The organism is Alphaproteobacteria bacterium, from assembly GCA_030739735.1.
Classification (GTDB): Bacteria; Pseudomonadota; Alphaproteobacteria; order UBA7887; family UBA7887; genus UBA7887.
The window spans coordinates 1-535 of record JASLYQ010000065.1; the positions used below are offsets into that span (position 1 = coordinate 1).

Below are 535 nucleotides of genomic sequence, written 5' to 3' on the forward strand. Positions count from 1 at the left end.
CTCGGCCCCCACCGCCCGCAGGACCTCAGCCATGGCGACGCGCCGGTCGGTGCCCGCGATGCGGTAGCCGCCATCCGCGAACTCGAGGTCCGCCGCCGCCGCTTCGAGCAGAGCTCCCGCCACCGGCTTCGCCTTCTCGACGATTCTGTCCATGGCCACGGTCATGGCCCAGCTGTCGAGCACGAGCGAGTGGGAGCCGAGGGTGCCGATTCCCTCGGCGACCCGGTCCGTATCCCCCTGGACGATGTGGGCTTCGCCCAGATCGAGGCCGAAGCGGTCGGCGACGACCTGGGCGAAGGCCGTCTCGTGGCCCTGGCCGTTGGCCATCATGCCGGAGAGGACCGTGACCGTGCCGTCCGCCTCGATGCGCATGTGGGTGGGGGCGTCGGGGCCGCCGCCGCTGTTGCGCTCGACATAGGCGGCCATGCCGATGCCGCGCAGGCGGCCGCGCCGGGCGCTCTCCTCGCGCCGGGCGGCGAAGCCGGCCCAGCCCGCCCCGCCGAGCGCCATGTTCATGGCACCCTCGTAGTCTCCT

Annotated in this window: 1 protein-coding gene; it reads right to left on the minus strand. The window is 73.3% G+C overall.

Annotated features, from left to right (window positions below; genetic code table 11):
* On the minus strand, window positions 1–535 hold a 535-nt coding region (locus QF629_13090), incomplete at both ends, for a molybdopterin-dependent oxidoreductase (protein MDP6014452.1).